The organism is Aliiglaciecola sp. M165 (assembly GCF_007197995.1).
Taxonomy (GTDB): domain Bacteria; phylum Pseudomonadota; class Gammaproteobacteria; order Enterobacterales; family Alteromonadaceae; genus Aliiglaciecola.
The window spans coordinates 21,460-35,643 of sequence record NZ_VKKH01000011.1 but is presented as its reverse complement, the minus strand read 5'-3'; the positions used below and the strand labels follow the sequence as shown (position 1 = coordinate 35,643).

Below are 14,184 nucleotides of genomic sequence, written 5' to 3'. Positions count from 1 at the left end.
TATTATTCTTAGCAGGGTTTATTGCCCGGCGCATTATTGTAAACGTCTTACCCAATTATTGTATGCTAAGGCTCAGATCTAAAGCGAAATTTGTAATTAATTCTTTGTTTTATTGGGTTTTCTGTCCCTTTATCACTATTGGATGCATTATTATTGCAACATCTTGCTTTGCAAGGTGGTTTTTTAGGATAAACAGCAAAAAAACGGACTAGGCGACAATCCCTTCATTAATGATGACACCCACCGACTGAAAAGACTTTTCAATCTCAATATCATCAAGCTCGATAACACCGTCGATGATAAGTTGCGCGTAACCATGCACTAATGACCAGGATGCTAGGACAATTGCATCTTTGTCATGCGCTTTAAAGGCGCCAGATGCTAATCCAACGTTTACCGTCTGCTCAAGCAAATCGAACGCTTCGTGATGACAAGTTTCCATTTCCTCATCATCAAACTGTTCTACAGGCATACTGTACATTAGGCGATAGGTTTCAGGATGATGACAAGCGAATCGTATGTACGCTTGCGCACCTTTTTGCAGTGCACCAACAGGATCTGATTGATAATCAGCCATTACGTCTCGCATCTGCTCAGCAAGTTTCGCAAAACCTTCACTTGCTAGGGCAGACAGCAGAGCAACTTTGTCTTCAAAATGTCGGTACGGGGCAGCTTGTGAAACACCTATTTGTCGAGCAAGGGCGCGCAAACTTAATTTTTCAGCGCCATTTTCTCTAATGCATTGCACTGCAGCTTCCATCAACGCTTCGCGCAAATTTCCGTGGTGATACTTCGCTTTGCTATTCATACTACAGATAGCCTCTATTTAATTGACTCATTCAATATACCCCTTTGCAGACATGCTATAGAGGAAGTTCATTTAAACAAAGATTCCGTCTAGTCACAATCTTTGAAATGGTACTTTATGGGAATGATGTAAATGTAGCGTTCTTTAGCAATATCTTAACAAAATATTGATTGAGCTTGGAACTCAAGTGTTTGTTAGCAGGCGCTTACTAACTTGCAACTTTTTAGTCGACAGGCGAATATCGCATCACATTAAAACCTATCTACAGACCAATAAATACATGGCTTATGCAATTTTTGCACGAACCAAATACAAAACAGACCTAAAAACTTTAACCGTAACGCTTCCCAAAAAAATCAAATGTGATACATTACCGCTCTGCTTCAATTTACACCCTCAGATTTACAAAGTTTTAACATCTGATTGGCAAGTTCAAGCGGAAATGTAGCGAACAGTAAATTTTGATTCTGCAACTGGCTTTTTCCTATCGGTTGGTGATTTCAGACAAACTTAAATGAGCTACTAAATAAGCTTGGGAATGGTTGTGGATTGTTCAAATTGAAACGATCCAAATTAGGTAATTAAATACTCTGATATCTCGTATCTCCCCAAGGTTATCCACAGGATAACGAACAATAATAAAAATAAGGGATAGTTCTCTCCTTATCTATGAAAACGAAGCCTCATATGGTGTTCATAACGTTAAAGAAAAATTTCTTTGATGCGTTTTACTGTTCCCGGTGATTTTTTTCAACAAAGTTATCCACAGCATCGTAAACTGGATGACGATTTCTTTATATGGCATTCTAGTTCTAGACATTATCATTCGGATCACTCATGGCCAACATTCCAGAAAACCCATTCGTCCTTGTTGACGGGTCGTCTTATTTATTCCGTGCGTTTCATGGCATGCCACCGTTGACCAATTCAAAAGGTCAAGATACGGGTGCTATTTATGGTGTGATAAATATGCTCAGAAGTTTGGTAAAACAATACTCTCCAACGAATATCGCAGTTGTTTTTGATGCCAAAGGCAAAACGTTTCGCGACGATATCTATCCTGCGTACAAAGCTAATCGCCCGTCGATGCCAGATGAATTACGCAGTCAAATCGAGCCACTTCATGCAATCATTAAGGCAATGGGGCTGCCTATGATTGTCGAAGAAGGTGTAGAAGCAGACGATGTGATCGGTACCTTAGCGCAACAAGCTACCGAACAAGGCCGTGCGACGTTAATTAGCACGGGGGATAAAGACATGGCGCAGTTAGTTAATGAGCACGTCACCCTCATCAACACCATGAACAATCACATCATGGATCAGGAGGGTGTCCTTGAGAAATTTGGCATTCCGCCAGATCTGATCATCGATTTTTTGGCATTAAAAGGAGATAAAGTCGACAACATACCAGGGGTTCCGGGCGTTGGAGACAAAAGCGCCTTAGGGATGTTGCAAGGATTGGGGGGAATCGAAGATATTTATAACAATCTTGATAAGATTGCACAGTTAGAGTTTCGAGGCGCAAAAAAAATGGCCGTGAAGATGCAGGAGTTCGAAGAGCAGGCTCGTTTGTCTTATGAACTTGCGACCATCAAGTTAGATGTCAAACTCGAATTCAAACCAGAGGATCTGCAGCCCACAATCCCTGATAACAATGCGTTGGTCGACTTATTTAAAGAATATGAATTCAAGCGCTGGCATCAAGAAGCGGTGAATGGGAATAGCATTCTTGGCAATCACACGTCTCAAAGCGCTACAACAGACTCGACCAATGCCAAGAAAGAAGACTCTCAAGATACGTCTTCATTCAAAGCTGATGTCGAAACGCACTATTCCACAATATTGACTGAGCAAGACTTCGAACAGTGGTTGCAAAAACTTAAAGATGCGCCACTTTTTGCCTTTGACACAGAAACCACTAGCTTGAACTATATGGAAGCAGAGTTAGTTGGCATGTCGTTTTCTACGACGGCAGGTGAAGCCGCATATTTACCCTTCGCTCACGATTACATGGATGCACCGGAGCAATTGGAACGAGATTTCGTTTTAGAAAAAATGAAACCGCTGCTCGAGAGCACTGAGCACAAAAAAGTAGGGCAACACTTAAAATACGATAGAAATGTGTTGGCAAATTACGGTATTCAACTAAACGGCATTGCATTTGACACTATGCTTGAATCATATGTGTTAAACAGTGTTGCAACGCGCCATGATATGGACAGTTTGTCACTGCATTATCTTGATAAAAGCACCACAAAGTTTGAGGAAATCGCTGGGAAAGGCGCCAAGCAACTTACCTTCAATCAGATACCTTTAGAAAAGGCCTCTCCCTATGCTGCGGAAGATGCAGACATCACGTTGCGACTGCACAACACCCTTTGGCCTCAACTCTGTGAGCATGAAAGTCTCAAAAAAGTTGTCGAAGACATTGAAATTCCTTTGAGTGTAGTCTTGTCTGACATGGAGCAAACGGGTGTTTTATTAGATAGTCAGACCTTGTTGCAACAAAGCCAGGATCTTGCACAACGAATTATGGAACTGGAAAAAGAAGTGCATGACATGGCTGGACAAGAGTTCAATCTTAGTTCAACCAAACAATTGCAGGAGATTTTATTTGAAAAGATGGATTTACCTGTTTTAAAGAAAACACCTAAGGGCGCTCCTTCTACCGCTGAAGAAGTATTGCAAGAGCTAGCTCTAACCTACCCTTTGCCCAAATTATTAATGGAATACCGCGGCTTAACGAAACTGAAAAACACCTATACCGACAAACTACCAAAAATGATAAACCCGCGTACAGGCAGAGTTCACACCAGTTACCATCAAGCTATCGCCGCAACGGGCAGGCTATCTTCTACTGATCCAAATTTGCAGAATATTCCGATTCGAACCGCTGAAGGCCGTAAGGTGCGTAAAGCATTTATTGCATCTCCTGGGTATAAAATTGTTGCAGCAGACTATTCTCAAATAGAATTGCGAATAATGGCACACCTGTCAGGAGACGAAGGGCTGCTCAAGGCCTTTTCATCCGGTAAAGATATTCATAGAGCAACGGCCGCAGAAGTGTTTGGCGTTGAACTAGAACAGGTTTCTGCCGATCAACGCCGTAACGCCAAAGCCATCAATTTTGGATTAATTTATGGCATGTCTGCGTTTGGCTTGGCGAGACAACTAAACATTCCTCGTCAAGAAGCACAAAAGTACATGAATCTGTATTTTGAACGGTATCCCGGTGTATTGCGATACATGGAAGAAACGCGCGTTTCGGCAAAAGAAAAAGGGTATGTTTCAACTGTATTTGGCAGACGACTCTACTTACCCGAAATTAACGCCAGTAACGGTATGCGACGTCAGGGTGCTGAACGAGCTGCCATCAATGCGCCGATGCAAGGAACGGCGGCGGATATTATTAAAATGGCAATGCTTGAAGTCGCAAATTGGATCGACAACCTCAACAATGACGATGTTAAAATGATCATGCAAGTACACGATGAGCTAGTTTTTGAAATAAAAGAACATAATCTTGACGGTTACAAAGAAAAGATAGTGGAGCTGATGGAAAATGCCTGTGACCTCTCAGTTCCTTTAATTGTCGAGGCTGATAGCGGTGAAAACTGGGATGAAGCGCATTAAGCACTACCAAGTTCGTTTTATTCATTAAAATAAACCATCTTTATAGTGTAATAAAATTACAGTATTTGGTTGCATTTATCCAAATTGACGCTAATATGACCAATGTAGGGTACAGAGGTTATTTAGTCTTGTTATAGGTAGATAAACCTTTGCTTTTTGACCCCAGCCACTTGGCTGGGGTTTTTTTATGGGAAATTTTCAATATTTTATGAACTTTTTAAAAAGGCATGACTCATAACATACGGTTTTTATGTGTTTTCTCTGTGTTCTGGGCCTCTTTGCTTGCAAAGAGGCTTTTTTTATTCTTCTTGCTTTTTACTTAACCCAAGCCACATATCGAGGACATTTTGCATATTGTCCAAACCTAATCCATTCAATGAAGAAAACGCATGCACTGTAACATCTCCACAAAATGCCAACGCCGCCTCTCGTGCCATTAATAATTGGCCTTTGCGTTTACCTGATTTAAGTTTGTCAGCCTTTGTAAGCAACGCTAAAACAGGCAACTCTCGCTCTACGGCCCAATGAATTAACTGTTGATCCAAGTCTTTAAAAGGATGACGGATATCCATTAATACGACTAAACCTGTCAGACTTTTTCTTACCTGCAAATACTCACCTAATGAGCGCTGCCACTTTTGCTTCATTTCTAAGGGCACTTTGGCATAACCATACCCAGGCAGGTCGACAAGCCGGATACCAGGTTCAATCTCAAAAACGTTAATCAGTTGCGTACGCCCAGGTGTTTTACTGGTGCGAGCCAAATTCTTTTGCCGAGTGAGTCGATTCAATGCACTCGACTTTCCTGCATTTGAACGACCAGCAAAAGCAACTTCAACACCTTCATCATCTTTTAAGTGTCGGATGTCTGGTGCACTGATGATAAATTTTGCGTGACTATAATGACTCACGAATTCTCTCTTCTATAAATAGCGCTTTAAAATTCAGCCGAAGTATACCATCGAACCAAAAATATTGAGTTAAAACACTGAAATATCCACACAATTGTTCTGGAAATCATTTTATCGTCCGCGTAAATGTGTAAAATAACGCTATTAATTAACCAATACGAAAGTTTTGTTTGGAAGTCACTATGAAAAAATTGGGTCTGTTAGTCTGTCTAACGTTAGGGTTTTCCTCAGCTGCCATGGCACAAGGTGATGCCGAGGCAGGAAAAGCGAAATCTTTGACATGTGCTGCGTGTCACGGTGTGGATGGAAACTCTGCTTTAGATATGAATCCGACGCTAGCAGGTCAACATGCGGGTTATCTAGCCAAACAATTAAATGAATTCAAACTTGCCAGTGAGACGGGTGGCCAAGAAGGTCGCAACAATGCCATTATGAATGGCCAAGCAGCAATGTTAAGCGAACAAGATATTGTTGATTTAGCCGCATACTTTGCAAGCCAAGAACAAAAAGAAGGCACGACTCCTGAAGATGTTGTGGAGACAGGCGAAAAACTTTATCGAGGTGGTGATTTAGATCGCGGCATTACCGCTTGTATCGCTTGTCATGGCCCTAGAGGTAATGGCATGAGTGCGGCGGGTTTTCCAGATATTAGTGGCCAACACGCTGCTTACCTTAAAAGCCAATTGGAAATGTTTAGAAGCGGGGAGCGTGCAAACGATCTCAACGGTATGATGCGTGATATAGCGAAAAAGCTTACTGACGAAGATATCGAAATATTGTCGAAGTATCTTGGTGGCTTGCATTAATTTGCGCACAAATTGAGCGATCCAACAGGCTATTACGGTTTTCAAATTAAAAAGTTCAGTTTTTTTTCAATTTTTTTTGTAAAAAAGTTGTAAATTTAACGTTATCGTGTATTCTTTGCCCACATAAAAATAAGGAAGCACAAGTTAATACTTGTCATGGAAGTTCGAACAGCGACTAAAAATAATAACAAGCTGTTCATTGTTACCATCCTGGGAATGAATGGATTAACCATAAAGCGTCAGGAAGACCTAAAACAAAAAGTAATCGGCTTCGTTAAAAACAAAAATAAGTGAAGCTCAGAAATGGAAAGCGCAAAAGTTCAGGATGAACATATAACGGGAGAAGTGTCATACGACACTCTATATCTAAAAGGTGACAGGCGACTGTTACCTTTTTTCTTTTCTGGCAATGAAAATTGTCGACACTCGCTACTCTGCTCGCTCACTCTGATCTTGCTGGTTAATCTCATTTAAAGGGAAACCCCTCAGCACCTTTAGATATATTCTCTTGGGTATAACATTCCACGGCAAACTACGGTAAAATCTCGCCCAATATCATAACTGGCAAGAATTCATGGCAAGAGTTAAAAAATCGCGGAAAATTGGTCGTATCGGTGTTCCTAAAGAGCAACGTGAACCAAGAAAGTCCCGAGAATCTCAAGCGGGAAAGCCCAAGAAACACAAAGGCAATCCGAGCGGAAGCAGACACAGTGGTGCTCAAACAACTAACAATGGAACTGCACAATCAGGGCCAAAGGATCCAAGAATAGGTAGTAAAAAACCCATTCCATTGCTTGCAGAAGCAAAGACACAAAAAAAATCAGAAGCAAAACCAAAATATTTCAGCCCTGCACAAGAACTCAAGGCCTTAGAAGATAATACGCGGCTAAACGAATTACTTGACGCGCTTGATGATGGCAAAAAGCTCGCTAGTGACGATCAACAATTTGTCGACACCTCGTTAGCAAGACACAAAGTGCTTTGTGAATTGCTTGGGATCTCAGAAGAGCCTGAGGAACCTGACATTGACCAAGACGATCCTTTTTCACGTTTTGAAGCTATAGACATTAATAAGCTTAAATAAGGTATTGGTTTTGACGGGAATTGCATACGCGTTAATAGCGGTAGCGTTAGTCATAGTAGCAGGGTTGGCATATTACGCAGGTTCGCTATTATTTCAGCTTAAGCAACAGCAAAAGCGCCAAAACAATGCGCGGCAGACGCGCGTAAAAACGATAATGGAAAGCGTTCACACCATTGCTATGGCTGTAGAACAACAACAATGTAATTTATCGGAAGGCGCTATCCGGCTAGTAAACCTGTTGGACAGCCTGCCAGTTTCGACTCCACCTAATTGCCAAAGGGACTACCCTTCGTTGTACGCTTTGTTTACCGAAGTCAGACATTTACCCACTCACGAAGAGCGCAAAGCCCTCGACAAATCTATCCGTGCATCCCAAGACAAAAAGCGTGAAGAGCACGAAGCAAAACTTGAGTCTTCCATTTTAAAAGAAATCGCTCAAATTCGTGCGTTAAAATTCGAATAAGATTTATCAGCGACCGATATTCCCAAAGGTTTAACTGCGCAGTTAGAGCGTGTTTATTTTTGTTGTATGAAATTTGTTCATTTATTTTCTGGTTTTAGCCAACCCATGGCAGACATTATAACAGTGGCAATCCGTTGTATGGTCGTTGACCAAGCCGACAGCTTGCATAAAGGCATAACAAATAGTTGTCCCCACAAAGCTAAAGCCTGCTTTTTTTAAAGCCTTGGCCATTTTATCTGAATTCGGCGTCGATACAGGCACATCCTCAAGATTTTTCCAAGCATTGTTAATCGTCGAGTGATCGACAAAACTCCAGATAAACTCGCTAAAATTAGTCCCTTGATCTTCCAGTTTTATATAAGCTTTTGCATTTTTTATAATGGAATTGATTTTTAGGCGGTTTCTCACAATACCTGTATTTTGCATCAAAACCTCTACATCTTGGTCAGTAAAGGTGACAATTTTATAGGGATCAAAATGACAGAATGCGTCTTCATAGTTGGGTTGTTTTTTTAGAATGGTAATCCAACTTAGACCCGCTTGTTGACCATCTAAACACAATTTCGCAAACAGCTCTTGAGGATCATATACGGGTCGGCCCCATACATTATCGTGGTAGTCTTGGTAAATTTTATCTTTCCCTACCCAGCCACAGCGGACAACAGCCATACAATCCCCTCCCAAATGCACTTTTCATTCAATAAATCGTTCATTTAGCCTACATTCAAAGCGACACAAAAGGTATACTGGCGGGCATTTTTTATTAACCCATTTTGTAGCGACAGTACATGCAAAAGTTTGACATTAAGACGTTTCAGGGCCTTATCCTTGCTTTACAGGATTTTTGGGCTCGTCAAGGATGTGTGATCATCCAGCCACTGGATATGGAAGTCGGCGCCGGCACATTCCACCCAATGACTTTTTTACGATCCTTGGGCCCCGAACCAATTAGCAGCGCCTACGTGCAACCTTGCAGACGCCCAACAGACGGACGTTATGGTGAGAACCCTAATAGACTGCAACATTATTATCAATTTCAGGTCATGCTAAAGCCCTCTCCCGACAACATTCAGGAGTTGTATTTAGATTCGTTGCGTGAGCTAGGATTCGACCCGTTGGTGCATGATATCCGTTTTGTCGAAGACAATTGGGAGTCACCTACCTTGGGAGCTTGGGGATTAGGCTGGGAAGTCTGGTTAAACGGCATGGAAGTGACACAATTTACCTATTTTCAACAGGTGGGTGGCTTAGAGTGCGCTCCTGTTACAGGAGAGATCACCTACGGTCTAGAGCGTTTAGCAATGTATATTCAGGGGGTTGATAGCATTTATGACTTAACCTGGACAGATGGTCCAATGGGCAAAGTCACTTATGGCGATGTATTCCACCAAAATGAGGTCGAACAGTCTACGTATAACTTTGAACATGCTGATGTTAAGGCGTTATTTGCCAACTTTGATCAGTGCGAAAAAGACAGCCAAAGAATGATCGAGGCCGGTCTGCCATTGCCTGCATACGAACAGGTAATGAAAGCTTCTCACGCATTTAACATGTTAGACGCTCGCCACGCCATATCTGTCACCGAGCGGCAAAGGTATATACTTCGCGTGAGAACCCTTGCCAAAGCCGTTGCTGAATCTTATTACCAAAGTCGTGAAAAATTAGGATTCCCGATGTGCAAAACTAAAAACCAAGGAGGCCAAAACCATGCGTAAAGAGAACCTTCTTGTTGAACTAGGGACAGAAGAACTTCCTCCTAAAGCACTCAAAACCCTTGCTCAAGCTTTCAGTGATAATCTGCAGTCAGGTTTACAAACCGCTGATTTGGCGTTTGAAAGCGTTGAATGGTTTGCTTCTCCACGCCGCTTAGCGGTTAACGTCATTGCGCTGGCCGAAAAACAGCTCGATAAAGAAGTCGAAAAGCGCGGACCTGCTGTCACTGCAGCATTTGATGCTGATGGAGAGCCAACTCGCGCTGCAGAAGGCTGGGCACGTTCAAATGGAATTAGTGTCGATCAGGCCCAACGTTTAAGTACTGACAAAGGTGAATGGCTTCTGCACATTGCCAAAGTCAGTGGTCAACCCTTGGCTGATTTATTAGCTGATATCGTTACCTCGGCACTTAAAAAACTGCCCATTCCCAAGCCCATGCGCTGGGGGGACAAAAAGACCCAATTTATTCGTCCTGTTCACACATTATGCATGTTATATGGAGATGAATTGATTAATGGCGAAGTGCTAGGACTGAGATCATCTAGAACTATACAAGGCCATAGATTTCATGGCGAAGCTAGGTTTGAGTTAGACCATGCAGATAATTATCTGGAGAAGCTCGAAGCACATTTCGTTTTAGCAGATTATCACGTCAGACAACAACGCATCATTGAAGGGTTGACGAAAAAGGCTGCTGAAGAAAGCGCAAAGGTAGAGCTTCAACAAGACCTGTTAGATGAGGTTTGTGCTCTTGTGGAGTGGCCAGTCGTGTTGGTTGCCAACTTCGAAGACGAGTTTTTAAAGGTGCCAAAAGAAGCACTTATTTACACCATGAAGGGGGATCAGAAGTACTTTCCGATGCTAGATGAAAAAGGACAATTAAAGTCCCGTTTTCTGTTTGTATCGAACATAGAAAGTAAAGATCCTTCTCAGATTATTAGTGGTAATGAAAAAGTTATTCGACCTAGATTAGCTGATGCACGCTTTTTCTTTGAAACAGACAAAAAGAATAGTCTAGAAAGTCGCCTCGATAGCCTGGAAAGCGTCTTATTCCAAAAGCAGCTTGGCACATTAGCCGACAAGTCACGACGTATCTCAGCGTTAGCAGGAAAGATTGCAGCGGCTATCGGTGCAAACGAACAACATGCAGCAAGAGCTGGCCTGCTGTCTAAAACCGATTTGATGACCGAAATGGTAATGGAATTCCCTGATGTGCAGGGCGTTATGGGAATGCACTATGCAAATCATGACGGTGAAAACGAACTCGTTGCAAATGCGCTTAATGAGCAATATATGCCAAGATTTGCAGGTGACCAACTCCCTCAATCAAAAGAAAGCTGTGCCGTTGCATTAGCGGACAAACTGGATACCTTGGTCGGTATATTTGCTATTGGCCAACTTCCTAAAGGGGATAAAGACCCCTTTGCATTGCGCCGCGCGGCTATTGGTGTGTTACGAATTTGTGTAGAGCTTAGATTACCCGTTGATTTATTCGATTTGGTTGAAGACGCATACGCTTTATTAAGCGATAAAGTTGATGCGCCTGAGGCGAATGAGCAGGTAATCGACTTTGTGTTGGGACGATTTAGAACCTGGTATCAGGAACAAGGAATTGATGTTGATGTCATTCAATCAGTGCTTGCACGTCGCCCTACTTCACCTGCTGATTTTGACGCTAGAGTCAAAGGTGTAACGACCTTTAAATCATTAGCAAGCGCACAATCATTAGCAGCAGCAAACAAGCGAGTTGCAAATATACTTGATAAAAACCAAGTCAGTGACGATTATGTAATTGACGTGTCGTTGTTGGTAGAAGAGCAAGAAAAATCATTAGTCGAACAAATCGACGGGATCGCCAAGACAGTCGAACCCTTAATTAGAAGTGGTGACTACGAAAATGTTCTTATAGAACTATCAAGTTTGGCGCCATTTATTGATGCATTCTTTGACAATGTTATGGTCATGGCTGATGAACAAGCAGTTAAGAACAATCGTTTAGCGTTATTGCTCAAACTTCGCGGTTTATTTTTGCAATGCGCAGATATCTCTTTGTTAAAGCACGATTAATCTATGGTAATGAGGTAAACATCCAATGAAAAAAAGACTTACGATTTTTGTTGCCATCAGTGCCCTACTTTCTGGTTGCTCTACAACTTTTGTTGAACAGATTTTAGAAAAGGATTATGAGAGCTTCTATTTGAGAGGCGTTTTTACTTGGTGGGAAGCCGATGAAAACTATAAGGTTAAATTAGTCGATGGAAAACTATACAAGGCCTCAGTTAAGCTAATTGCAGACGGCCAGCCCTACGATTTTAAGTTTGCTGATGAAAACTATGCGCCAGGTTACGATTGTGGAAGTCCAGTTGGCACTGGTGGAAAAGTGATGAGAATTGACACTCCAGCTCTTTCTGCCTGTGAAACTCCTGGTGGAAATTTTCAATTCACACCGGACGAAACTGGTACCTATGACTTCTTTATTGATTTTACCAATGAAGAAACACCTGAGGTCTTCATCAAAAAATCGTAAGTTACATAATAGTCTTCAACAGACAGTAAATGTGAGTTTATGTAAGGGTTGCATGAAAATGTAACCCTTTTTTATTCTTATCGATTAATTTCTGTAAATTGTCATTTCGATATGTACACTCTTTGACAAATCCATCACAGAAAGCTCGGAACTTAATACCTAAACTCGGCTTCATTCATTTGTTAACGGAACAATACAATGCAGCCAACAACCCTATACCTAAGCGCAATAACAGCCCTTACGCTTTTTTCTCCAAAATTAATTGCAGACGAAGTTTTAACAATTGAAAGACTGAATATCGTGGGTCAACGTAATCAACCTCTAACGCAGGTAAGCGAAGAAACTCAGAAGTTGTTAGATGTTCCTGGCATCGACGGCGATCCCTTGGCAGCTGTTTTTAGTCTACCAGGCATTGTTTATGCGGGAGGTGATTTTGGTGGAGAGCCCGCAGTAAGAGGCTCATCGCCAAACGACAATGCTTTTTACGTAGACAACCTACCTACCGACTACATATTTCATCTATTTGGCGACAGTATCTTCAACAAAAACTTAGTCCGAACATTTGATCTCCATGCAGCGGCATTTGGGCCACAATTTGGTAATGCTACCGGTGGCGTTTTTGATGTACAACTTCGTGATCCTAAAAACCAACCAACGCAAGTGACATTAGATGCAAGCTTTCTTAAGACTGGTGTTATGGCAGAGGGGGGAGTAACTGACGATCAAGCCTATTATATTTCCTACCGCCACAGTTTATTGCATCTATTTTATAAAGAAGGTGAAGAGGAAGATGGTATAAGAGTCTTTAATGCACCCAAAAGTGATGACTATCAAGGCAAATATCAGATCCTATTTGGCAGTGACCATAAGCTCACGTTTAGTATTAATGGCGCCAGTGATGAAGCAGGGATCAACATTTCCGAAGCTTCTGAAGAAGGGCGTATTGATCCGGATTTAATTGGCGACGCATCGGTACTTTCTTCTTTCAACAACCAGGGAGTTAATTGGGAGTGGTATATAGGAGAACATGAATTCTTAAGTTTTGTCCTTTCTCACCAACAGTTAAAGGACAACACGCGTTATGGCGACGATCAATTTTCTAAAGTAGATAACGATCAAACTAGCTTTCGGGGGCTCATTCAAAGTAAAAGATTTGATCACCATTTTTTATCAGTAGGCGTAGATGCTCAACGTAACGATTTTACTTATAGCTTTGACCTTATCCCTTACTTTTGCACTGAGCATGATACAAATTGTATCGATCAAAAAGGTCAACGAATTCAAGGTAGAGATAATATCGTTGCAAATCTAATTGGACTTTACGTTACTGACAACATTTCCATTACAGATGACCTACATCTTGAATTGGGCCTGAGATTCGATACAGACGATTATACAGATAAAGATTTCATTCACCCTCGTGCATCGCTTAAATGGTCAATGAATAGCAGTACAGAGCTATTTCTAAGTGCCGGAAGTTATAGTCGCTTCCCCGATATCGATACCGCGCTAGCTTCCATCGGAAACCCAGATATTTCCCCGGTAGAATCGAAGCATATCGCTGGTGGATTCAAAGTTGAAATTGACGACTATTGGCAAAGTAAAGTTGAGGTATACCATAAATCACTCGATAATTTGGCTCGGGCCGTTGATATCAACGCAGAAGATGCGCAACTCAGATATACAAACGATCTCTCAGGCTCAGCATATGGCGTTGAATGGTTACTAGAAAAATCCTTGTCAAACGATTGGTACGGTTGGTTGTCTGTTAGCTGGTCTAAAAGCGAAAGAACGGATGATTTAACTGGCGTAACAAGTGACTACTTTTTAGATACTCCCTGGATCGTCAATAGTGTCATACAGTATCAATTAAATGAACGTTGGGAGATAGGCGCTCGTTTAACACTAAGAAGTGGAGCAAAATACACTCCGATAATCGGGATAAAACCCAATCCTGACTTTCCAGACAATAATGTTGCAGTATATGGGGGGTTAAATTCCGAAACGCTTCCTAACTACGTCAGGCTCGATCTGCAGGCAGACTATGCATTTGATTTGTATGGCTTAGACAGCAAGTTAACACTAGCATTAATTAACGCTACCGGTAATGACAATATTTCAGGTTACTATTTTTTGCCTGATGGTTCCGAAACGCCAGATAACTTTAAGATTGAATCCGAAGAAGGAATTGGAGTTTTTCCGTCAATCGGTTTGCAGGTTAATTTTTAGGATGCCCAAG

The 14,184-nt window shown here is 41.7% G+C and carries 11 protein-coding genes; 8 read left to right on the top strand and 3 right to left on the bottom strand.

Annotation, left to right across the window (positions count from 1 at the left end):
* Positions 1–208: 208 nt before the first annotated feature.
* Complete coding sequence (locus FM019_RS20235; RefSeq protein ID WP_143837920.1) at positions 209–808, bottom strand: TetR/AcrR family transcriptional regulator; 600 nt, start codon at positions 806–808, stop codon at positions 209–211.
* 837 nt (positions 809–1,645) lie between these two features.
* On the opposite strand from FM019_RS20235, the gene polA reads away from it, so the two are divergent.
* Positions 1,646–4,441 (top strand): DNA polymerase I, encoded by a 2,796-nt coding sequence (polA, locus tag FM019_RS20230; protein WP_143837919.1) that lies wholly within the window; start codon positions 1,646–1,648, stop codon positions 4,439–4,441.
* Positions 4,442–4,740: 299 nt separating this feature from the next.
* On the opposite strand, the gene yihA is transcribed toward polA, so the two are convergent.
* A complete protein-coding gene (gene yihA, locus FM019_RS20225) occupies positions 4,741–5,352 on the bottom strand; it encodes a ribosome biogenesis GTP-binding protein YihA/YsxC (RefSeq protein WP_143837918.1) in 612 nt (203 codons plus the stop codon).
* Positions 5,353–5,534: 182 nt separating this feature from the next.
* On the opposite strand from yihA, the gene FM019_RS20220 reads away from it, so the two are divergent.
* The 3 genes from FM019_RS20220 to FM019_RS20210 all read left to right on the top strand — a co-directional run bounded on the left by FM019_RS20220 (position 5,535) and on the right by FM019_RS20210 (position 7,705).
* On the top strand, positions 5,535–6,158 hold the full coding sequence (locus FM019_RS20220; RefSeq protein ID WP_143837917.1) for a c-type cytochrome: 624 nt from the start codon (positions 5,535–5,537) through the stop codon (positions 6,156–6,158).
* Between the two features lie 574 nt (positions 6,159–6,732).
* The gene (yihI, locus tag FM019_RS20215; protein WP_143837916.1) at positions 6,733–7,242 is read left to right on the top strand and encodes a Der GTPase-activating protein YihI; all 510 of its coding nucleotides are present in this window, start codon (positions 6,733–6,735) and stop codon (positions 7,240–7,242) included.
* Between the two features lie 10 nt (positions 7,243–7,252).
* Positions 7,253–7,705, top strand: a complete 453-nt coding sequence (locus tag FM019_RS20210; protein ID WP_143837915.1) for a DUF2489 domain-containing protein — start codon at positions 7,253–7,255, stop codon at positions 7,703–7,705.
* A gap of 81 nt (positions 7,706–7,786) precedes the next feature.
* Here the strand turns inward: FM019_RS20210 and FM019_RS20205 are convergent, their stop codons facing one another.
* A complete protein-coding gene (locus FM019_RS20205) occupies positions 7,787–8,374 on the bottom strand; it encodes a DNA-3-methyladenine glycosylase I (RefSeq protein WP_143837914.1) in 588 nt (195 codons plus the stop codon).
* 119 nt (positions 8,375–8,493) lie between these two features.
* Between FM019_RS20205 and glyQ the strand changes: the two genes are divergently transcribed.
* The 4 genes from glyQ (at position 8,494) to FM019_RS20185 (ending at position 14,174) form a co-directional block, all read left to right on the top strand.
* A complete protein-coding gene (glyQ, locus tag FM019_RS20200; protein WP_143837913.1) occupies positions 8,494–9,420 on the top strand; it encodes a glycine--tRNA ligase subunit alpha in 927 nt (308 codons plus the stop codon).
* Positions 9,413–11,485: a glycine--tRNA ligase subunit beta gene (gene glyS / locus FM019_RS20195; RefSeq protein WP_143837912.1), complete on the top strand. Its 2,073-nt coding sequence runs from the start codon at positions 9,413–9,415 to the stop codon at positions 11,483–11,485. Before glyQ ends, glyS begins: the two co-directional genes overlap by 8 nt.
* Before the next feature lie 25 nt (positions 11,486–11,510).
* Positions 11,511–11,945, top strand: a complete 435-nt coding sequence (locus tag FM019_RS20190) for a hypothetical protein (protein ID WP_143837911.1) — start codon at positions 11,511–11,513, stop codon at positions 11,943–11,945.
* Positions 11,946–12,143: 198 nt separating this feature from the next.
* Entirely contained in the window at positions 12,144–14,174 is a 2,031-nt protein-coding gene (locus FM019_RS20185) for a TonB-dependent receptor (RefSeq protein WP_143837910.1), read from the top strand.
* Positions 14,175–14,184: the final 10 nt, after the last annotated feature.